Below are 19,423 nucleotides of genomic sequence, written 5' to 3'. Positions count from 1 at the left end.
CGTGCTGATCCATCCCTGGGATGCCGCCGTTGACGCCGCCGAATGGCGGGACTGGCTGGCCGCCACCGATCGGTTTGGAATCCTGGCCGTCAACAACGTCGACCCCGCGCAGGCCCCGCTGATGCTGCCCACCCACTTCACGCTGTCCGGCGACGAACTGCTGATCCACCTCGCCCGGCCGAACCCGGTCTGGGCGCACCTGGAAGCAGCCACCGAGGTGCGAATGGCGGTGATCGGCGACTACGCCTACATCCCGACGTACTGGCGGGCCAAGGCGGGCGGCCCCGACGAGGACGGTGTTCCGACGAGCTACTACTCGGCCGTCGAATTCGTCTGTCGCCCAACGATCGTCGACGACCCGGAGGGTAAGGCGGATATTCTGCGAGCCCAGCTCGGGGACTTCCAGCCGGAGGGCAGGCATGCGCCTGTGGCGGTCGGCGAGGATCCGTACGGGCGCATGTTGCCCGGCATCCGCGGGGTGCGACTGGCGGTGCTGCGGGTCGAGGCGAAGTTCAAGTACGACGACGCCAACCCGGTCGAGCACCGGGAGCGGGTCATCGGCCACCTTCAGCAGCGCGGTCACGGCCTGGATGCCGGTGCGGCAGCCCAGCAGCGCCGCCGGCTCGACGCGATCGGGGACTGGCGCAGTCGCCGCGCCGACTCTTAATATGGACAGGTGTCCAGAAATCCGTTGGATCGGGGTGCGCCCACCGTTCACCGGGTGACCTGCCCGCTGTGTGAGGCCATGTGCGGCCTGCGGGTCACGGTGCAGGACGGCCATGTCGCCGATGTTCGCGGCAACCCCGACGACGTCTGGTCGGCGGGTCACATCTGCCCGAAAGGCACCTCGCTGGGTCACCTGCACGCCGATCCGGACCGGCTTCGGGTACCCATGGTCAAGCAGCGCAACGGAACTCATGTGGCGGTGTCGTGGGAGGACGCCTTCGCCGAGACCGAGCGGATCCTGCGTCCCATCCTCGATACCGACGGTGCCCGGGCGGTCACCGTCTACGTCGGCAACCCGGTGGCGCACAACCTCGGGTTGGCCACCTACATCGGCGCCCTTGTCGGCATGGGAACGGCGGCCGGGATGGGCGCCTACTACTCGCCCGGGACCGTCGACCAGTGGCCGCTCAACGTGGTCGGCACCCTGCTGTTCGGCGGGATGTGGAATGCGCCCATCCCGGACCTCGAACGCACCGACCATCTGCTGGTGATCGGCGCGAATCCCGCTGCCTCCCAGGGCTCGATGCTCTCGGCTCCCAACGTCGTGGGACACCTCGCGGGAATCCGGCGCCGCGGCGGCTCGGTGGTGGTCCTCGATCCCCGGCGCACCGAAACCGCCCAGCGCGCCACCGAATGGGTTCCCATCCGCCCGGGCACCGACGCGCTGGTGCTCTTTGCCATCCTGCGCACGCTGGCCGCCGACGGTCTGCTGCGCGAGCACCCGCACCTGCGTGGTCGCGTCCAGGGCCTCGACGAGGTCATCGCGCTGGCCGAACCGTTCACCCCGGAGGCCGTCGCCGGGCCCAGCGGCATCCCGGCGGACGTGATCCGCCGGTTGGCCCGCGACCTGGCCGCCGCGTCGAATCCGGTGCTCTACAGCCGGATCGGGGCCTGCACCCAGGAGTTCGGCACGCTGGCCACCTGGCTGGTATTCGTCCTGAATACCGCGCTGGGCGCGGTCGACCGGCGTGGGGGAGCGGTGTTCCCGACGCCCGCGGTGTACTCGCCGATGTTCATGAAGCCGCCGGATCAGACCGGGTCGCGCTGGGAGTTCGGGCGTTTCGCTTCGCGGGTCCGTGGCATCGGTGAGGTGCTGGGCCAGTATCCGGTGAGTTGCCTGGCCGAGGAGATCACCACGCCAGGCGACGGTCGTCTGCGCGGCCTGATCACCGTCGCCGGCAATCCGGCCGTTTCCGCACCGTCCGCCGGGCGGATCAGTGAGGCGTTGGCATCTCTCGATGCGCTTGTCTGCGTGGATAACTGGCTCAACGAGACCACCCGCCACGCACACGTCATCCTGCCTGGTCTGTCGCCGCTGGAGCGCCCGCACGCCGATGACCTGTATTGGATGTACGCGCTGTCGTCCTGCTTCAAGTGGTCCGAGCCGGTGTTCGCCCCCGACCCGGGTAGGCCCGCCGAATGGGAGATCTTGCTGCGCGTGGCCGGGGCGCTGCTGGGTACGCCGGTACCCGACGTCGACGTCACAGCGATGGACGACCTCTACACCGCGGGCCTGGTCGCGACCCTGTGCACCCAGCCCGGCACCCCGTTGACCGGACGCGACCCCAACGACGTCATGGGACTGCTGAAAAGTCAAGGGCCGCAACGCCTTGTCGACCTCTACGTCCGGATCGGCCCGTGGGGCGACGGCCTGGGAACCCGACCGGGCGGTCTGACGCTGGAGGAGGTGCGTGCCCACCCCGATGGGCTGCGCCTCGGTGAACTCGATGGCGGGCGGCTCGATTCAGCGGTCAGCACACCGTCGGGCTGTATCGAGTTGCTGCATGACATCTTCGTCGACGACGTGCCGCGGCTGCGGGCCCGGCTGGACCGCGCCGACGAACCCCTGGTGCTCACCAGCCGGCGCCATCTGCGCTCCAACAATTCCTGGCTGCACAACGTGCCCTCGCTGATGCGCGGCCGGGACCGGTGCACCCTGCTGATCCATCCCGGCGACGCCGACCGGGTAGGGGTTGGCGACGGAGATGTCGCCGAAGTCAGCACCGCAGAGGGCACGCTGTCGGTGCCCGTCGAGGTGAGCGACGAGATGATGCCCGGGGTGGTGTCACTACCTCACGGCTGGGGGCATGATCAGCCGGGCACCCGGCTCGAGGTGGCCAACGCCCACCCCGGCGTGAACGCGAACGTGCTCAATCCGCCGGATCTGCTCGACGTTCCGAGTAACACCCAGGTGGTTAACGGGGTTCCGTGCCAGGTTCGGCGCGTGCACTGACCCGCTCGTCGCTGAGGGAGTCGGCAAGACGATTGAGCATCTCGGTCAGGGCTTGTTGTTCGGCACTGCTCAGGATGCCGAACAACTCGTCGGCGGCCTCGGTGTAGGCAGCCGCCCACGACTGCGCCTGACGTTGTCCGGCGGCGGTGGTCTCCAGAAGGGTCACTCGCCGATCGGAGTCGTCGGCTCGCCGTTCGATCAGGCCCTCGCGGGCCAGCGCATCGATGAGCGTGGACGCCGTGCCCTGGGTGATTCCGACGGCCCGGGCCAAGTCGGTGAGTCGAACCGGCCCGAGCCTGCTCACCTCGAACAGAACCTTCGAACGGGGAGTGGAAACCCCCTGGCCGCCGAGCCGCTCGTCGAGGGCGCGGACGAGTGTCTTGCCGGCGCGGCCGAACGCATCGGCAAGCTCGGTGGCACGTTCACGGCGGTCAGCGATGGGTAGTCACCTCCTGTGTTGACAGGAGCTTAGCGGGTAGGCAAGATACATTGATATCAAATCATTTGATCTCAATAGGAGATGGTCCCATGCAGCGATTTCCGCTGGCCGGCTTCACCGTCCACCGCGTCGGATTCGGCGCTATGCAGCTACCGGGGCCGGGCGTGTTCGGCCCACCCCGAGATCGCGACCAGGCCCTGGCCGTGCTGCGCCGGGCCGTCGACGCCGGCGTCGACCACATCGACACCGCCCAGTTCTACGGCCCTGATGTGGCCAACGAGCTGATCCGGGAAGCGCTGCATCCCTACCCGGACAACCTGGCCCTGGTGAGCAAGGTGGGCGCGCGCCGCGACGACACCGGTGACTGGCTTCCCGACGCCGAACCGGACCGGCTGCGCGCCGGGATCGAGGAGAACCTCCGCAGCCTGGGAGTCGACCACCTGGCCGCGGTCAACCTGCGGGTGCTCGGTGAGGACGAACCCAGCCAGCTGTTCACCGATCAGATCGGCGCGATGGTCAACGCCCGTGATGAGGGGCTTATCGGTGGTGTCGGGCTGAGCAACGTCAGCTATGAACAGCTGCTGCACGCCCTGGAGATCACCGAGATCGCCTGTGTGCAAAACCCGTTCAACCTGGTGGACCGCTCCTCGCAGTCGGTGCTCGATGAATGCGTCGCCCGAGACATCGCGTTCGTGCCGTTCTTCCCGCTCGGCTCGGCCTTCCATGAGGTCAATCCGGTGTTGACCAACCCGATCATCGAAGAGGCCGCGCAGCGACTGGGCTACACGCCCGCGCAGATCGCCCTGGCGTGGACGCTCGGCGTCGGAGACAACATCCTGCTGATCCCGGGAACGTCGTCACTGAGCCATCTCGAGGAGAACCTGGCCGTCGCCGATATCGACCTCGACGATCAGACCCGCCACGAGCTGAACGCGGTGGCCTGACTACTTCAGCTCAGTGGACGACAGCCCCAGCAGCCGGCGGGCCACCACCAGCTGCTGAATCTGCTGGGTGCCCTCGAAGATGTCCAGAATCTTCGAGTCGCGGGCCCACTTCTCCAGCAGTGTCTGCTCGGAATAGCCTGTGGTGCCGGCCAATTCGACCGCCTTGAGGGTGATGTCGCTGGCCACCCTGGCAGCCTTGGCCTTGCCCATCGAGGCTTCCTTGGAGTTCGGGATCGAGTTGTCGGCCTGCCACGCCGACCGCACGGTCAGCAGGTAGCCGGCCTCCCAGTCGGCCTCCATCCGCAGGAACTCCGCCGCCGGGGCGCTCTGGGCGTGAGCCGGCTTGTCGTAGTCGATCTCCACGCCGGCTTCGGTCAGCAGTGTGCGCAGTTCCTCCAGCGCGGCACGCGCCACGCCGACCGCCATCGCGGCCACGATGGGCCGGGTGTTGTCGAAGGTCTCCATGACCCCGGCAAAACCCTTCTCCACCTGGATCTCCGGGCTGCCGAGCAGGTTGTCCTTGGGAATGCGGACATTCTCGAAGCGGATGGCCGCAGTGTCGGAGGCTTTGATGCCGAGCTTGTGTTCGAGACGTTCGACGGTGACGCCGGGGTACTCGCGCGGCACGATGAACGACTTGATCGCCGCGCGGCCCTTGGACTTGTCCAGGGAGGCCCACACCACGATGTGGGTGGCGCGCGATCCCGCAGTGACGTAGATCTTTTCACCGTTGATCACGTACTCGTCGCCGTCGAGCACCGCGGTGGTGGACACCGCGGCCGAGTCGGAGCCGAACGACGGCTCGGTGATGGCCATCGCCGCCCAGACGTTCTTGCCGAGCCGCTCGAGCTGCTCGTCGGTGGCCACGCCGGCGATCGCGGCGTTGCCCAGGCCCTGGCGGGGCACCGAGAGCAGCAGGGCGATATCGCCCCAGGAGATCTCCAGCGAGTTCAGCAGCGCGGACATGTTGCCGCCGTTGACATTCCCCTTCGGCCCGTCCTCGCTGTCGCGGAAGGCATCAGTGCCCGCGAACGAGATGGTGTTGGCCTCCGAGAGGCCCTCGAACAGCGTGGCCAGGGTGTCGAGCTCGACCGGGTAGGCGTGCTCGTTGAGGTCGTACTTACGGGAGATCGGGCGAAGCATCTCCGCGGCGGCCTGGTGTGCCTTCTCGATCACGGCTTCCAGCTTGCGCGGCATTTCCAGATTGATTGCCATGACAGTCTTTTCCGTTCGCTAGAGGACTTCAGAGCACCACGACACCCTCGGCGACGCCGATGACCCGCAGATCGCGGTACCAGCGTTCGACCGGGTGTTCCTTGGTGAATCCATGGCCGCCGAGGAGCTGGACACCGTCCAGCCCGATCTGCATGGCCTTGTCGGCGCCGAACTTCTTGGCCAGCGCGGCTTCGCGGGCGAACGGCAGGCCCTGCTCGGCGCGCGAGGCGCCCCGCCAGGCGATGAGCCGCAGGCCGTCGAGTTCGATGGCGATGTTCGCGCACATGAACGCCACCGCCTGGCGGCGGGCGATCGGTTCGCCGAACGCCTCGCGCTCCTTGACGTAGGGGATCACGTAGTCGAGCACCGCGTGCGAGGTGCCGACCGCCAGCGCGGCCCAGCCCAGCCGGGCCAGGGCGATGGCCTCCGAGTAGTCACTGTCCGCCGCGCCGTCCTCGCCGAGGCGGGCCGAGAGCGGCACGGTGACCTTGTTGAGTTCCACCTGGCCCAGCGCCGCGGCCCGGATGCCCATACTGCGGTCCGCCTTCACCGTCACACCTTCGGCGTCGGCCTCGACGATGAACAGCGCCGGCTTGCCATTGAGTTGTGCTGCGACGATGAACAATTCGGCTTCGGCGGCGGCGGGCACCAATGACTTGACGCCGTCGAGCCGGTAGCCGCTCGGGGTGCGCACCGCGGTGGTCTTGAGCGCGGTGGGATCGAACAGCGCATGCGGCTCGGCGATCGCGACGCAGGCCTGCGGCACGTTCTCGCCGGCGAATTCCTTGAGATAGGTGGCCTGCTGGTCGGCGCTGCCCCAGTGGGTGAGCGCGGAGGCGACGCCGCCGGGTGCCAGGATCGGCAGCGCCAGTCCCATGTCGCCGTACGAAAGTGCTTCGGCGACAAGAGCGTTGGTCACCGTCGTGCGGTGCTCGGCGATACCGTCGAAATCCTCGGGGACGTTGATGGCGGTGATGCCCAGTTCGGCGGCTTTGGCGATCAGGTCGGCGGGGTAGGCGGCGGCCTCGTCGGCGTCATGGGCGGCCGGGCGCAGGATCTCCTCGGCGAACTCCCGGACGGTCTCGACGATCATCTTCTGGTCGTCGTCAGGGGTCAGGTCGAAGTAGTCGGCCCCGCTCGGGCGCAACCGGGTGGGCTCCTTGCCCAGACCCTGGATCTTCTTGAACTGCCGGGTGGTGGCGCCGGCGGTGGAGAACGCCTGCTTCACGCCGTACTTGATGCCCCGGTTGAGCGGGTCACGCAGGTGGTAGCGGTCCAGGAATTCCTGGCCCAGCAGGGGAGTCAACAGCGCCAGGCCGATGTCGGTGGCGGAGCGCTTGTGTTTGTAGGCGCCGACGGCGCTGTCGCGGGCGCGGGCGCTCTTCGGCTTGGACGGAAGGGTGTTGGTCATATCGGCAGCCTCATAGGTGGTGGGCGGTGCTGATCACGCTGACACAACCGTATCTTACTCTGGAGTAAGGTACGAAGACCCTGTTAGCTATTTCACACGCCGGACAGGTGCGCGAGCACCGCGTCGTGCAGCAATCCGTTGCTGGCCACCGCGTTGCCGCCATGCGGACCGTCGGACCCGGCCAGGTTGGTGAACCGGCCACCGGCCTCGCGGACCAGGATGTCCAGCGGGGCCAGATCCCAGAGCTTGACCTCGGGTTCGGCGGCCACATCCACCGCACCCTCGGCCACCAGGCAGTACGAGAAGAAGTCGCCGTAGCCGCGGACCCGCCACACCGCGTCGGTCAGGCCGATGAAGTTGTCCCGCAGGCCGAGGTCGGCCCACCCCGACAGGCTGGAGAACGACAAACTGGCCGAGGCCAATTCGGCCACCGCCGACACCGAGATGCGCCGCGGCTCAGCGTCACCGACAGCGGCGTAGGCGCCCACACCGCGCCCGGCCCACCAGCGTCGGCCCAGCGCCGGCGCGCTCACCACACCGACCACCGGCACCCCGTCCTCGAGCAGTGCGATGAGGCTGGCCCAGATCGGCACGCCGCGCACGAAGTTCTTGGTGCCGTCGATCGGGTCGACCACCCACTGCCGGCCCTGGAAGGCCGCGGTGCCGCCGTACTCCTCACCCAGCACCGCGTCGTCGGGGCGCTGATCGGCCAGCACGGCCCGGACGTCGGCCTCGACCGCCTCGTCGGCGTCGGTCACCGGGGTGAGGTCGGGCTTGGTGTCGATCCGCAGATCCAGCGCCCCGAACCGGGCCAGTGTGATCGCGTCGGCCCGCTTCGCCAGTTCCAGCGCCACCGTCAGGTCTGCCTGCACATCCTTGCCGCTCATGGCTGCAGTCCTACCATGGCCGCATGTGGGAATTCGCGGTGCTGCTGCTGATCGTCGGGGCGTTGGTCCTGCTCCTCGGACCGCGCTTGATGCGCCGTGGCCCGCGCGGGGAGATGGCGCAGGGCACGCTGCTGGTGACCGGGGTCAGTCCGCGCCCGGACGCCGAGGGTGAGCAGTTCGTCACCATCAGCGGCGTGATCAACGGTCCGACCGTCAATGAGCACGTCGTCTACCAGCGGATGGCGGTCGATGTGAACAGCTGGCCGACCATGGGCCAGCTCATCCCGGTGGTGTATTCGCCGAAGAACCCGGACAACTGGTTCTTCGCGCCCGCCCAGCCGAACTAGGGGTTCGGGGCCCGGACCGCGGCGCCGCTGAGCCGGTCGATCACGGCCAGCAGCCCCTCGTCGACTTCGGCCTGCGGGTGCTGTCCGCCCAGCGTGCTGGACATCGCGTTGTGATAGAGGCCGTCGCCGATGAGTTTGATCGCGCGGGCGACGTCGCGGTCCCCGAGTGCCTCGTGCAGCGTGTTGAGCCACTGATCGGAGATCTGCCGGATCGCGGCGCGGGCTCGTGGGTCGCCGGCCTGCTGCAGCCGTGCCACCGCGACGAACGTCCGGTCCAGCGGGGTGTCGGCGTAATGCGAGGTGCGGATGTAGTGCCGGGCCGGCCCGTCGGCGGAGGTCCGCATCTCCTCGACGTCCTCGGCGGCCAGCGCGACCAGCCGGTCGCACAGAGCCTCGGCGAGCTGATCCTTGCTGGGGAAGTGGTAGAGCAGTCCGCCTTTGGACACCCCGGCCCTGGCGGCCACCGCCTCCAGCGTGGCGTGACGTTCGCCCTCGTCAGTGAGCACATCGGCATACGCGTCGAGGATGCGCTCGCGCGAGGTCGTCATCGCCCCGAGTTTAATTCGTTTTCGGACTGTACCGTCCGGACGGTACAGTAGGAGGATCAAAACGAGTTAGGGAGTGATACCAGTGCGGGCCTACATGGAGCTCATCCGAGTGCCAGGTGTTGTGGGGGTGACCGCGTCACAGCTGTTCGCGCGACTGCCTCTGGGTCTGTTGTCGCTGGCGATTCTGCTGCACGTCCAGGAGCTGACCGGCTCCTATGCGGTCGGTGGCGCTGTCGTTGCCGCGGCCAGCATCGGCGAGGCGGTGGCCATGCCCATGACGGCGCGGCTGCTCGGGCGGATCGGTATGGCGCCGACCCTGGTGGCGGCGGCGTTGGTCAACGGCGTTTCGATGGCCGTCCTGGCGTTCGCGCACGTGTCCACGCCGGTGTTGATGGCGCTGGGATTCCTGGTCGGCGCCTCGGTGCCGCCGCTGCTGCCCGCCGTGCGGGCGCTCTATCCGCAGATGGTGCCCGGTGACGGGCTGCGTGCGCTGTTCGCGCTCGACACCACGGCCCAGGAACTGATCTGGGTGATCGGCCCGGTGGCCGCGACCTTCCTGGCCTCGGCCGTGTCGACGTCGATCCCGCTGGTGTTCTCCGGCGCCGTCACCGTGGTCGGGACGCTGTGGTTCCTGCTCAGCGCGCGCCGGTTCCGGCCGCAGATCGCCCGCAGCGCCGCCGCGTTCGGCAAGGTGCTGACCCAGCCGTCGGTGATCCTGGCGATGGTGGCCAGCCTGGCGCTGGTGGCCTCGTTCATGGCGCTGGAGGTCGGTGTCCTCGCGCTGTTCGGCGAGGACAAGATCTCCGCCGGTGTGGCGCTGGCCGCGGCCAGCGTGGGTTCGCTGGTCGGTGGCGTGGTGCTCGGCCATCGCCGCCTCGGCGTGCGCGGGCTGGTGCTGTCGCTGATGGCGGTGGCGCTGGGCACGATGATGTTCGGCTTGGCCGGCAGCTACTGGCTGCAGTTGGCCGCGCTGTTCGCCTCGGGTCTGGGCTTCGCCCCGGCGCTGGCCGCACTGTACGTGATGGTCTCGCATGAGACCGATCAGGAGTCGGCCGCCGAAGCGTTCGGCTGGCTCAACAGCGGTGCGCTGGTCGGCGGTGCGATGGGTACCGCGCTGGGCGGCGTGATCGCCGACTCCGCGGGCCCGTTCGGGGTGTTCATGGCATCGGCCGGTCTGGCCCTGGCGGCGGCGGTGACGCCGCTGATCGCCCGGGCCGCCGGACCGGTCGACGGTCTGTCCGTGTCGTCGCGCGTCGTCGAGGACGACGATCGGCTCTGCCGCACCGGAGCGGCCTAACGACGCTGCGGGGCACCGGATCTGGTGCCCCGTGGCGTCAGCCCCGCCCGATGCGCAGCATCTCCGCGACGTTGGCGATCTTGACCCGCGGCCGGCCATGCGGTTCGCCGGCCGAGCGTTCGTGGGCGTCGATCACCTGCCAGTGGTCGTCGGTCACCAGGTGCGGCTGCCGTTCGGCCAGCCACGCGACCAGCTCGTCGGCGTGGCCGGGTCCGACCTCACGCAGGGTCGCGCCGGCCAGATCGGCCACCAGCGTCTCGACGGTGTCGGCCGAGTCCTTCTTGTTGGACCCGATCACGCCGGAGGGGCCGCGCTTGATCCAGCCGACCACATATTCGTTGGCGCGCCCGGTGATTCGGCCTTCGTCGTGCGGGATGGTGCCGGCCTTGTCGTTGAACGGCAGGCCCGGCACCGGCACGCCGCGATAGCCGACCGCGCGGACGATCAGCTGGGCGGGCAGCGTCTCGCGTTCCCCGGTGTCCTTGGCCACCACCCGGCCGTCCTCGGCGACAAGTTCGTTGCGGCCCAACACGATTGCCTCGACCCGCTCTTCGCCGAGGATCTCGATCGGCGAGGTGCGGAAGCGGAACACGATGCGGCGGTTGCCCTCGTGGGCGGTGCCCTCGGCGTAGTCGCGCAGCACCTTGATGTTGGCGCGGGCCAGCTTTCCGGCCTGTTCGGCGTCCTCGTCGGTGATGTCGGCCAGATCGGCCGGGTCCACCACCACGTCCACGCCCTCGAGCTCACCGAGCTCACGCAATTCCAGGGTGGTGAACGTCGACTGCAGCGGCCCGCGCCGGCCGAGGATCACCACCTCCTCGACGCCCCGGTCGTGCAGCGACTGCAGGGCGTGGTCGGCGATGTCGGTGTTGGCCAGCACCTCGGGATCGCTGACCAGGATCCGAGCCACGTCGAGTGCGACGTTGCCGACGCCAACCACGACGGCGCGGCCGCTGGAGATGTCCGGCGCCATCTCCTCGAAGTGCGGATGGGCGTTGTACCAGCCGACGAAGTCGACCGCTGCCACGCTGCCCGCCAGCTCCTCACCGGGGATGTGCAGGGCGCGGTCGGACTGGGCGCCCACCGCATAGACCACCGCGTCGTAGCGGTCGGTGAGTTCCTCGGCGCTGACGTCCTCCCCGACGGTGATGTTGCCGAAGAACCGGAACCGAGGGTCGCTGGAAGTCTTCTCGAAGGTCTTGCTGATGGATTTGATCTTCGGGTGGTCGGGCGCCACGCCCGAGCGCACCAACCCCCACGGGGTGGGCAACATCTCCAGCATGTCCACGCGCATATCGGGGCCGCCGCCGGCTGCGGAGCCGTCGCCGAACTTCAGCAGCGAGGCCGCGGCGAAGTATCCGGAAGGGCCTGCGCCGACAATCGCGACGTAGTAAGGACGCATTTTCGAACTTCCTGTCCGGCCCGGGCTGCTCGCGAGTGGGCTGGCGCGGCGCAGTCGGGAAGCGTCGCGTAAACGTCGCGCGGCGCACATCCTGGTTACAGAAGTGATGTTAAACGCGTCAGCCCGCCGACCGCCCGGAACACCGCCGTGGATCACAACGCGCCGCGGCGCCGGTAACCTGAGGACCCGTGGACCTCGATCGACAGTCGGACATCGCCGCCCTTGACACCACCTTGACCACGGTGGAGCGAGTGCTCGACGTGGACGGTCTGCGCGCCAAGATCGAGAAGCTCGAGCACGAGGCCGCCGATCCGAACCTCTGGAATGACCAGAACCATGCTCAGAAGGTCACCAGCGAGCTCTCCCACGCCCAGGGTGAGCTGCGCCGGGTCGAGGGTCTGCGCAGCCGCCTCGACGACCTGCCGGTGCTCTACGAGCTGGCTGCCGAAGAGGGCGGCGCGGACGAGCTCGCCGAGGCTGACGCCGAACTGAAGTCGCTGCAGGCCGACGTCGAGGCCATGGAAGTGCGCACCCTGCTGTCGGGGGAGTACGACGAGCGCGAGGCGCTGGTCAACATCCGCTCCGGTGCCGGCGGGGTGGATGCCGCTGACTGGGCCGAGATGCTGATGCGGATGTATATCCGCTGGGCCGAGCAGCACAAGTACCCCGTCGAGGTGTTTGACACGTCCTACGCCGAAGAGGCCGGCATCAAGAGCGCCACGTTCGCCGTGCACGCCCCGTATGCCTACGGCACGCTGTCGGTCGAGCAGGGCACCCACCGGCTGGTGCGGATCAGCCCGTTCGACAACCAGAACCGGCGCCAGACCTCCTTCGCCGAGGTCGAGGTGCTGCCGGTGGTGGAGACCACCGATCACATCGAGATCCCGGAGACCGATCTGCGCGTCGACGTCTACCGCTCCAGCGGGCCGGGCGGACAGTCGGTGAACACCACCGACTCGGCGGTTCGACTCACCCACATCCCGACCGGTATCGTAGTGACCTGCCAGAACGAGAAGTCGCAGCTGCAGAACAAGGTCTCGGCGATGCGCGTGCTCCAAGCCAAACTCCTGGAACGTAAGCGTCAGGAAGAGCGCGCCGAGATGGATGCCCTGAAGGGCGACGGCGGCAGCTCCTGGGGGAACCAGATGCGCTCCTACGTTCTGCACCCCTACCAAATGGTCAAGGATCTGCGCACCGAGTACGAGGTCGGCAATCCCACGGCGGTACTGGATGGGGACATCGACGGGTTCCTGGAGGCGGGAATCCGGTGGCGTAACCGGCGAGATGACGACTAGTTTTTTGGCGTTCCCGTTCTCCGAACGTTGGCATGACTTCTGGCATGGCGACATCGGGGAATGGATCCTGAGCCGCGGGCTGCGAATCGCCCTGCTGCTCATCGGGGGGCTGCTGGCCGCCCGGTTCATCAACTGGGCCGCCCAGAAGATCAGCCGCCGCATCGACGCCGACTTCCGGGAAAGCGACGCACTGGTCCGCTCCGAAAGCGCCAAGCACCGCCAGGCCGTCGCCTCGGTGATCTCCTACGTCGCCATCGCCCTGCTGGCGGTGATGGTGGTGGTCGAGGTCACCGACATTCTGGCCATCCCGGTCAGCTCGCTGGTGGCTCCCGCCGCCGTCCTGGGTGCGGCGCTGGGTTTCGGCGCCCAGCGCATCGTGCAGGACCTGCTGTCGGGGTTCTTCATCATCACCGAGAAGCAGTACGGCTTCGGCGACCTGGTGCAGCTGACCCTGGGATCGGCCAACGACGCGATGGGGACCGTGGAGGACGTCACCCTGCGGGTCACCAAGCTGCGGACCTCCGAAGGGGAGATGTACACCATCCCGAACGGTCAGATCATGAAGTCGCTGAACCTGTCGAAGGACTGGGCTCGCGCCGTGATCGACATCCCGGTGCCCACCGGGGCCAACCTCAGCAAGGCCAACGACGTGCTGCACGCGGTCTGCGACTCGGCGATGCAGGATCCCGAACTCAAGGAACTTCTGCTGGACAAGCCGCAGCTGATGGGTGTGGAGAGCATCGAGGTCGACACCGTGAACCTGCGGATGGTGGCGCGCACGCTGCCCGGTAAGCAGTTCGAGGCGGGCCGGCGGCTGCGGCTGCTGGTGGTCGCCGCGCTGGTGCGCGCCGGGATCGTCAGCCCCGGCGACAGCACCCCGATGGTGGAGGCGCTGGTGCACCCCGCGACCGCGGGCGGCGCCGAGCAGACCCAGGGGCCGGTGCAGAAATGAAGCTGACACCGACGCGCAAAGAGGGCCGCGGCTGGCCCAACTACATCCTGTGGGGCCGGGTGCGTACCTCCACGGCCGTGCTGCTGATCGCGTTCATCGGCACATGGTGGCTGTACGACACCTACCAGCCGCAAGCCGAAACCGAGGCTCCTGCCACCCAGGTGGTGCCGCCGGGGTTCATCCCCGACCCGTCCTACACCTGGGTGCCGCGCACCGACGTCCAGCGCCGCACCCAGACGCCGACGACCACCACGACGACGACCAGCGAGACGCCGACCGAGACGACCTCGCCGACGGAGACGACGTCGCCCGGTGAGACACCGCCGACGTCACCGACCTCGCCGACCCTGCCTACGCCGCCGACGCCGACCACTCCGGCACCGCCCGGCGTGTCGCCGACAGCGGGCGCCCCGAGCCCGACTCCGACGCCGTCACCGGCGCCCGGACAGGGTCCGATGTCGACGCCCGCCGCGCCGACGCAGTAACCGACAACCCCCGACAGCTACACTGGCGTGCCGTGATGATCACCCTTGACCATGTCTCCAAGCAGTACAAGTCGTCGGCTCGACCAGCCCTCGACAATGTCAGCGTCAAGATCGACAAGGGTGAGTTCGTCTTCCTCATCGGCCCGTCCGGTTCGGGCAAGTCGACCTTCATGCGGCTGCTGCTGGCCGAGGAGACACCGACCTCCGGCGAGATCCAGGTGTCGAAGTTCCACGTCAACAAGCTCTCCGGGCGGCACATCCCCAAACTGCGCCAGGTCATCGGCTGCGTGTTCCAGGACTTCCGGCTGCTGCAGCAGAAGTCCGTCTTCGACAACGTGGCCTTCGCGCTGGAGGTGATCGGCAAGAAGCCCGACAGCATCAACCGGGTGGTACCCGAGGTACTAGAGATGGTCGGCCTGTCCGGCAAGGCCAACCGGCTGCCCGCCGAGCTGTCCGGCGGTGAGCAGCAGCGCGTCGCCATTGCGCGGGCCTTCGTCAACCGGCCGCTGGTGCTGCTGGCCGACGAGCCCACCGGAAACCTCGACCCCGACACCAGCAAGGACATCATGGACCTGCTCGAACGGATCAACCGGACGGGCACCACGGTGCTGATGGCCACCCACGACCACCACATCGTCGACTCAATGCGCCAGCGCGTGGTCGAACTGTCCCTGGGCCGGCTCGTGCGCGACGAGCAGCGTGGTGTCTACGGAATGGATCGTTAAGTGCGCTTCGGCTTCCTGCTCAACGAGGTCTTCACCGGACTTCGCCGCAACGTCACGATGACCGTGGCGATGATCGTCACCACGGCGATCTCGCTGGGTCTGTTCGGCGGCGGCCTGCTGGTGCTGCGACTGGCCGACCAGTCCCGCCACATCTATCTCGACCGGGTCGAGAGCCAGGTGTTCCTCACCAATGACATCTCGGCCAACGACCCGACGTGTGACGGTGACGTCTGCAAGGCGCTGCGCACCAAGATCGAGGGCCGCGACGACGTGAAGTCGGTGCGCTTCCTCAACCAGGCCGACGCCTACGACGACGCCATCGCCAAGAACCCTCAGTTCAAGGACTTGGCCAGTAAGGACGCCTTCCCGGCGTCGTTCATCGTCAAGCTCGACAATCCCGAGCAGCACAAGGATTTCGACGCCGCGATGCAAGGCCAGCCCGGCGTGCTCAACGTGCTCAACCAGAAGGAACTGATCGACCGGCTGTTCGCCGTGCTTGACGGCCTGTCGAATGTGGCGTTCGCCGTCGCCGTCGTGCAGGCGATCGGCGCGGTTCTGTTGATCGCCAACATGGTTCAAGTCGCGGCCTACACCAGACGCACCGAGATCGGCATCATGCGCATGGTCGGCGCGACACGCTGGTACACCCAGCTACCGTTCCTTCTCGAGGCGGTGCTGGCGGCCCTGATCGGGGTGTTCTTCGCGATCGTCGGGCTGATCGTGGTGCGGGCACTGTTCCTGGAGCGCGCGCTCGACCAGTTCTATCGGGCCAACCTCATCGCCAAGGTGAACTATGCCGACATCCTGTACTTCGTCACGCCGTGGCTGGTCTTCCTGGGTGTCGCGATGTCCGGAGTCACCGCTTACGTCACCTTGCGGCTGTACGTGCGGAGGTAGCGGTGAGCAAGAAGGCGGACCCCACCAAGGCAGGCGATGTCAAGGGTGGCAAGAAGGTCGTCGCCACCAATCGCAAGGCCCGGCACAACTATGCGATCCTCGACACCTACGAGGCCGGCGTAGTTCTGCAGGGCACCGAGGTGAAGAGCCTGCGCGAGGGGCAGGCGTCGCTGGCCGATGCGTTCGCCACCGTCGACGACGGCGAGATCTGGCTGCGCAATCTGCACATCCCCGAGTATCACCACGGCACCTGGACCAACCACGCGCCGCGGCGTAACCGCAAGCTACTGCTGCACCGCAAGCAGATCGATCAACTGGTCGGCAAGATCCGCGACGGCAACCTGACGTTGGTGCCGCTGTCGCTGTACTTCTCCGAAGGTCGGGTGAAGGTCGAGCTGGCTCTGGCCCGCGGTAAACAAGCCCACGACAAACGACAGGACATGGCCCGCCGCGACGCCCAGCGCGAGGTGGTCCGCGAACTCGGCAGGCGCGCCAAGGGCATGTCCTGATCGGGGTGCTGCTGGCGCTGGCCTCCGCGATCGGATACGGCGTCAGCGATTTCGTCGGCGGTATCGCCTCCCGACGGGTGGCCGCGCTGCGGGTAGTGCTGATCTCCTATCCGATCGCGATGGTTCTGCTCGGGGTGCTGGCGGCCATCGTCGGCGGCACGATCTCCACCCCGGCGATCGTGTGGGGCATGCTGTGCGGGATCAGCCAGGCGTTCGGGGTGTGGTGGTTCTACGCCGCACTGGGATCCGGCCCGATCTCGGTGGTGTCCCCGCTGACCGCCGTGTTGGTGGCCGCGGTGCCAGTGGGTGTGGGCCTGGCGCTGGGGGAGCGGCCCGGCCCGGTGGCCGGGATCGGCACGGTGCTGGCACTGCTGGCCGTCGTACTGGTCAGCCGCGAGGCCACCGACGAGGACGTCAGCCCGCACCGGTTCACCAAGACGGTGGCCTGGTTGACGGTGGGGTCGGGCCTGGCGTTCGGGCTGAACTTCGTCCTCATCCACCAGGCGCCGGTCGAAGCGGGCCTGTGGCCGCTGTTCTTCGCCCGGCTGTCGGCCACCGCGATCGTGCTCGTGGTGGCGGCCTTCACCGGCAATTTCCGCGCGCCGCACGGCCTTCCGCTGCGACTGGCCTTGGCCGCAGCGCTGCTGGACACCGGCGCCAATGTGGCGATGCTGCTGGCGCTACAGGCCTCGATGCTGTCGCTGGCCGGTGTGCTGATTTCGCTCTACCCGGCGGCCACCGTGCTGCTGGCCATCGTCGTCCTGCGCGAGCGGGTGACCCGCTGGCAGGTGGTCGGCATGGTGCTGGCGCTGGTGGCCGTCGCGATGATCTCAGCGCACTAGCTACCTCAGCGTCTCGCTGGGAACGTCGAAGCGTTCCTGGTAGGCGCGGAACCGCTCGCGCAGTTCGCCGGCGTCCAGCCCGGTGTCGGCCCACGTGTAGCGGTTGCCGCCACCGTCGCCAGGGTTGGCCGAAAGATGCGCGCGCATGCGCTTTTCCGCATCCGGGGTGAGGTCGCGGCCGATGCGTTCGTAGACCGTCCCGATGGTCGCGAACGGATCCTTCATGAAGTCGGCGAAGCGCACGTGAATGATCCGGTCGGCACCCGGCAACCCGCCGTCGACCCAGTTCATCAGGCGCTCGAGTCCGAGGATGTTCTCCTCGGCGCACTGCCCGGCCACCCGCGCCACGGTGGACTTCTCACTGGCCAACTTCTGCAGGTACCCCATCAGCGCGCTGATCGAGGAGATGACCACCAGCGGATCGCGGTGGGTTTGCACCAGGATCGCGTCGGGGTATTCGGCCAGCACCGTGTCCAGGTTCCACAGGTGGGCGGGACTTTTCAGCAGCCACTGACCCGGAACACCGGACTGCAAGTGCTGCAGGAACTTTCGGTGATACCGGTAGGCGGGAGCGTGATCGGCTTCGTGCATCAGCCAGCGCTGGTAGCTCGGCAGGAAGTACTGGGTGCTGTAGGTCATGCTGCAGAACGTGCCCATGGTGATCCGGACACATTCCTGGCCGCCGCGCGCGCTCATCGGATGGAACTTCATGAAGCCGGGATTGAGTTGCTCACTGATCTCCAGTGCGGCCTCGGTCTGCGCGATGCGCGGATCGGTCTCGTAGGTCTCGGGCTGCGGCACCGGGAACGGCTGGTCGACCTCCCACGTCAGCGGCGCCCGAAGGTCGGGATCCTGGGTCAGCAGGTCGTAGAGGATCGTGGTGCCTGTGCGGGGCTGGCCCAGGATGATGATCGGGCGCTCGATCCTCTCCTGCGCCACCTCGGGATGCTCGCGGCGCCAGGCGGTGATCTGCAGGCGGTTCCGCAGCGGTGCGATGACGTCGGCTGCCGCGATCTCGACACCGATCGGCGAGAGGTCGTCGGTCTCAATGAAGGATTCCAGCAGGCGATCCAGATTGGCCCGCCAGCCGTCGTCCTCTCCGAAATCGTCGCTGCCGGCCAGTTCGCAGGCCTGCTCGATCAGCTTGTCGGCGTCCAGGCGCGCTTCGATGGCACTGGTCATCGCGCGGCCTCCTTCTCCACGACACGGGTGATGACCTCGGGGGCGCTCGGGTGGTCGAGCCAGCGCAGGGTGACGAATCCCCTTGTGCGCCCGCCGGTATCGAGCCAGTAGCCGTCGCCGGTGTCCTGTGCGCCGATGTTGATCCGGATCAGGCCGTCGGGGCCGGGCTCGATTCCCTTGTTGGTCACGGAGCTCGACGTGCGCAGCGGCTCGGGGCATTCATGCCACAGGCTCTCCAGAGTGACTGCCCAGTACCGGGTTTGGGGTGGGGTGAACTCCAGCTGCAGGGACTGCTGGGGTTCCAGGTCGAACACCCCGAGCATGTAGAGGTTGTCAGGGGTGGTGTTCTCGCTACCCAGCGCTTCGGATTCGGAGGTGATCAGCTTGTTGGGGCTATCGAGGAGATCCGGGCGCACGGTGCGGTGCAGGGTGGTCAGCTTGACGATCATCCAGCCCATCGCGGTCAGCTGCTGGGCGAGTACGTCGTCGGTGATCGGCTGTGGCCGCCGCGGCGGTCCGAGCAGTTCGATGTCGAGCTGGACGGGTACGGCGGTGCTGGTTTCGGCGATGTATTCGCGCACCACGATCGAGCTGGCGTCGTCGGGAATCTGCACCCAGGTGGCCCCGGCCAGATCGTCGTCGGACGGTGTGGTCGCCGAGAAGATCAGCGTGAAATGTCCGTCTTCGTCGAGGATCAGGTCACGGTCGGAGACGTAGTTGCTCATCCGGCGCGGGTTCAGGCCGGTGCCGGCGAGTACCTGGATGCCCAGGTAGGTCGACGTGCCCCGGACGCCGGTGACGCGGTAGGAGCGGTCGCCGCTGATGCTGGCCAGCGGGTAGGTGCCGTGCGGGTTGGGCCCGCCGATGAACCGTTGAGGGGTGGTCATCTGGACGAAGTGCGGATCGTCGAGGTCGGCGTCGATGGTGAGCTCGGTACACAGGGCGGTCACCCGGTTGAGCACCCGCAGGCCTTCGAGCAGTTCGCGTTCGTCACGGGCGTCCTGCTTGATCTGCTCGGTGATGTCGTCGAGCACCTTGCGGACGAAACCCCATGCCTCCAAGGACTGTTCGCCACTCATGTCCAGCC

General features: G+C 67.7%; 20 protein-coding genes. 12 read left to right on the top strand and 8 right to left on the bottom strand.

Annotation, left to right across the window (positions count from 1 at the left end; genetic code table 11):
- Position 1: 1 nt before the first annotated feature.
- Together BN3385_RS26755 and BN3385_RS26750 are read left to right on the top strand one after the other, a co-directional pair.
- Positions 2 to 667, top strand: coding sequence for an FMN-binding negative transcriptional regulator (locus BN3385_RS26755; RefSeq protein ID WP_059021555.1), 666 nt, complete (start codon positions 2 to 4; stop codon positions 665 to 667).
- Positions 668 to 676: 9 nt separating this feature from the next.
- Positions 677 to 2,959 (top strand): molybdopterin-dependent oxidoreductase, encoded by a 2,283-nt coding sequence (locus BN3385_RS26750; RefSeq protein WP_286141855.1) that lies wholly within the window; start codon positions 677 to 679, stop codon positions 2,957 to 2,959.
- Here BN3385_RS26750 and BN3385_RS26745 read toward each other — a convergent pair.
- On the bottom strand, positions 2,922 to 3,398 hold the full coding sequence (locus tag BN3385_RS26745; RefSeq protein ID WP_059021551.1) for a MarR family winged helix-turn-helix transcriptional regulator: 477 nt from the start codon (positions 3,396 to 3,398) through the stop codon (positions 2,922 to 2,924). The genes BN3385_RS26750 and BN3385_RS26745 overlap by 38 nt on opposite strands.
- Before the next feature lie 89 nt (positions 3,399 to 3,487).
- On the opposite strand from BN3385_RS26745, the gene BN3385_RS26740 reads away from it, so the two are divergent.
- Positions 3,488 to 4,342, top strand: a complete 855-nt coding sequence (locus tag BN3385_RS26740; RefSeq protein ID WP_059021549.1) for an oxidoreductase — start codon at positions 3,488 to 3,490, stop codon at positions 4,340 to 4,342.
- On the opposite strand, the gene BN3385_RS26735 is transcribed toward BN3385_RS26740, so the two are convergent.
- From BN3385_RS26735 to hisN, 3 genes are all read right to left on the bottom strand, one after another.
- Complete coding sequence (locus BN3385_RS26735) at positions 4,343 to 5,557, bottom strand: acyl-CoA dehydrogenase family protein (protein ID WP_059021547.1); 1,215 nt, start codon at positions 5,555 to 5,557, stop codon at positions 4,343 to 4,345. It lies immediately after the preceding gene.
- Positions 5,558 to 5,585: 28 nt separating this feature from the next.
- Complete coding sequence (locus tag BN3385_RS26730; protein ID WP_059021546.1) at positions 5,586 to 6,968, bottom strand: acyl-CoA dehydrogenase family protein; 1,383 nt, start codon at positions 6,966 to 6,968, stop codon at positions 5,586 to 5,588.
- A gap of 92 nt (positions 6,969 to 7,060) precedes the next feature.
- Positions 7,061 to 7,855, bottom strand: coding sequence for a histidinol-phosphatase (gene hisN, locus BN3385_RS26725; protein WP_059021544.1), 795 nt, complete (start codon positions 7,853 to 7,855; stop codon positions 7,061 to 7,063).
- Positions 7,856 to 7,878: 23 nt separating this feature from the next.
- Between hisN and BN3385_RS26720 the strand changes: the two genes are divergently transcribed.
- Positions 7,879 to 8,202, top strand: coding sequence for a hypothetical protein (locus BN3385_RS26720; protein WP_059021542.1), 324 nt, complete (start codon positions 7,879 to 7,881; stop codon positions 8,200 to 8,202).
- On the opposite strand, the gene BN3385_RS26715 is transcribed toward BN3385_RS26720, so the two are convergent.
- Entirely contained in the window at positions 8,199 to 8,750 is a 552-nt protein-coding gene (locus BN3385_RS26715; protein ID WP_059021540.1) for a TetR/AcrR family transcriptional regulator, read from the bottom strand. The genes BN3385_RS26720 and BN3385_RS26715 overlap by 4 nt on opposite strands.
- A gap of 127 nt (positions 8,751 to 8,877) precedes the next feature.
- Between BN3385_RS26715 and BN3385_RS26710 the strand changes: the two genes are divergently transcribed.
- Positions 8,878 to 10,047 (top strand): MFS transporter, encoded by a 1,170-nt coding sequence (locus tag BN3385_RS26710; RefSeq protein ID WP_231748829.1) that lies wholly within the window; start codon positions 8,878 to 8,880, stop codon positions 10,045 to 10,047.
- A 37-nt stretch (positions 10,048 to 10,084) separates the two neighbouring features.
- Here the strand turns inward: BN3385_RS26710 and BN3385_RS26705 are convergent, their stop codons facing one another.
- Complete coding sequence (locus BN3385_RS26705) at positions 10,085 to 11,449, bottom strand: FAD-dependent oxidoreductase (protein WP_059021536.1); 1,365 nt, start codon at positions 11,447 to 11,449, stop codon at positions 10,085 to 10,087.
- Between the two features lie 188 nt (positions 11,450 to 11,637).
- On the opposite strand from BN3385_RS26705, the gene prfB reads away from it, so the two are divergent.
- Genes prfB through BN3385_RS26670 form a run of 7 tightly spaced genes read left to right on the top strand, consistent with a single transcriptional unit; the run spans position 11,638 to position 17,154 of the window.
- The gene (prfB, locus tag BN3385_RS26700; RefSeq protein ID WP_059021533.1) at positions 11,638 to 12,744 is read left to right on the top strand and encodes a peptide chain release factor 2; all 1,107 of its coding nucleotides are present in this window, start codon (positions 11,638 to 11,640) and stop codon (positions 12,742 to 12,744) included.
- Positions 12,734 to 13,696: a mechanosensitive ion channel family protein gene (locus BN3385_RS26695; RefSeq protein ID WP_059021531.1), complete on the top strand. Its 963-nt coding sequence runs from the start codon at positions 12,734 to 12,736 to the stop codon at positions 13,694 to 13,696. Before prfB ends, BN3385_RS26695 begins: the two co-directional genes overlap by 11 nt.
- Positions 13,693 to 14,181 carry an Rv3103c family proline-rich protein gene (locus BN3385_RS26690; protein ID WP_059021529.1) on the top strand — a complete coding sequence of 163 codons (489 nt, stop codon included), beginning with the start codon at positions 13,693 to 13,695 and terminating at the stop codon, positions 14,179 to 14,181. The genes BN3385_RS26695 and BN3385_RS26690 overlap by 4 nt, the downstream gene beginning before the upstream one ends.
- A 35-nt stretch (positions 14,182 to 14,216) precedes the next feature.
- The gene (gene ftsE / locus BN3385_RS26685) at positions 14,217 to 14,906 is read left to right on the top strand and encodes a cell division ATP-binding protein FtsE (RefSeq protein WP_059021528.1); all 690 of its coding nucleotides are present in this window, start codon (positions 14,217 to 14,219) and stop codon (positions 14,904 to 14,906) included.
- Entirely contained in the window at positions 14,907 to 15,803 is an 897-nt protein-coding gene (gene ftsX / locus BN3385_RS26680; protein WP_059021527.1) for a permease-like cell division protein FtsX, read from the top strand.
- A gap of 2 nt (positions 15,804 to 15,805) precedes the next feature.
- Complete coding sequence (gene smpB / locus BN3385_RS26675) at positions 15,806 to 16,312, top strand: SsrA-binding protein SmpB (protein ID WP_059021526.1); 507 nt, start codon at positions 15,806 to 15,808, stop codon at positions 16,310 to 16,312.
- The gene (locus BN3385_RS26670; protein WP_082690668.1) at positions 16,309 to 17,154 is read left to right on the top strand and encodes a DMT family transporter; all 846 of its coding nucleotides are present in this window, start codon (positions 16,309 to 16,311) and stop codon (positions 17,152 to 17,154) included. Before smpB ends, BN3385_RS26670 begins: the two co-directional genes overlap by 4 nt.
- Here BN3385_RS26670 and BN3385_RS26665 read toward each other — a convergent pair whose 3' ends face one another.
- Entirely contained in the window at positions 17,155 to 18,336 is a 1,182-nt protein-coding gene (locus BN3385_RS26665) for a sulfotransferase family protein (RefSeq protein WP_059021525.1), read from the bottom strand.
- The gene (locus BN3385_RS26660; protein ID WP_059021514.1) at positions 18,333 to 19,415 is read right to left on the bottom strand and encodes a DUF1214 domain-containing protein; all 1,083 of its coding nucleotides are present in this window, start codon (positions 19,413 to 19,415) and stop codon (positions 18,333 to 18,335) included. Before BN3385_RS26660 ends, BN3385_RS26665 begins: the two co-directional genes overlap by 4 nt.
- Positions 19,416 to 19,423: the final 8 nt, after the last annotated feature.

This window comes from Mycobacterium sp. M26, from assembly GCF_001494595.1.
Taxonomy (GTDB): Bacteria; Actinomycetota; Actinomycetes; order Mycobacteriales; family Mycobacteriaceae; genus Mycobacterium.
The sequence above is the reverse complement of the archived record's forward strand: the minus strand, read 5'-3'. Positions and strand labels throughout refer to the sequence as shown.

Coding starts and splice junctions, on each gene's coding strand:
- BN3385_RS26740 (WP_059021549.1), top strand. CDS start 3,488: ATGCAGCGATTTCCGCTGGCCGGCTTCACCGTCCACCGCGTCGGATTC.
- BN3385_RS26695 (WP_059021531.1), top strand. CDS start 12,734: ATGACGACTAGTTTTTTGGCGTTCCCGTTCTCCGAACGTTGGCATGAC.
- BN3385_RS26720 (WP_059021542.1), top strand. CDS start 7,879: ATGTGGGAATTCGCGGTGCTGCTGCTGATCGTCGGGGCGTTGGTCCTG.
- BN3385_RS26735 (WP_059021547.1), bottom strand. CDS start 5,557: ATGGCAATCAATCTGGAAATGCCGCGCAAGCTGGAAGCCGTGATCGAG.
- BN3385_RS26690 (WP_059021529.1), top strand. CDS start 13,693: ATGAAGCTGACACCGACGCGCAAAGAGGGCCGCGGCTGGCCCAACTAC.
- hisN (WP_059021544.1), bottom strand. CDS start 7,855: ATGAGCGGCAAGGATGTGCAGGCAGACCTGACGGTGGCGCTGGAACTG.
- ftsE (WP_059021528.1), top strand. CDS start 14,217: ATGATCACCCTTGACCATGTCTCCAAGCAGTACAAGTCGTCGGCTCGA.
- BN3385_RS26705 (WP_059021536.1), bottom strand. CDS start 11,449: ATGCGTCCTTACTACGTCGCGATTGTCGGCGCAGGCCCTTCCGGATAC.
- BN3385_RS26660 (WP_059021514.1), bottom strand. CDS start 19,415: ATGAGTGGCGAACAGTCCTTGGAGGCATGGGGTTTCGTCCGCAAGGTG.
- BN3385_RS26715 (WP_059021540.1), bottom strand. CDS start 8,750: ATGACGACCTCGCGCGAGCGCATCCTCGACGCGTATGCCGATGTGCTC.
- BN3385_RS26730 (WP_059021546.1), bottom strand. CDS start 6,968: ATGACCAACACCCTTCCGTCCAAGCCGAAGAGCGCCCGCGCCCGCGAC.
- BN3385_RS26665 (WP_059021525.1), bottom strand. CDS start 18,336: ATGACCAGTGCCATCGAAGCGCGCCTGGACGCCGACAAGCTGATCGAG.